The 310-nt window shown below is 35.8% G+C and carries 1 pseudogene; it reads right to left on the bottom strand.

The features are described 5' to 3' along the window. A pseudogene (locus ACFIK8_RS09700) lies at window positions 1–310 on the bottom strand (ribonuclease E/G); the annotation flags it as partial.

Below are 310 nucleotides of genomic sequence, written 5' to 3' on the forward strand. Positions count from 1 at the left end.
CCACGGGAATCATCATTAAGTGTATCGTCTTTTTTATAAACAGTGGAGAGAGAATTGTCATTTCTCTCATCTTGCCGATTTTTACGCCGACGTCGTCTATTTGTTTCAACGGGTGTTTTATCTTCGGTAGATATGCCCTCTGTTACGATTGCATCCTTAATTTCTTTTTTACTGTCATTTTCAAAAACTAATGGAGGCTGCTGAGAAAATGCTGCTGCTATTGTACCTTTAGAAATAATGAGATGTTGCGTTCCAATGTTATCATCTGCTTCAATACTAATATTAAGCTTAAAACGTGCTTCTAAATTAA

Source organism: Bartonella sp. MR168JLCBS (genome assembly GCF_042194175.1).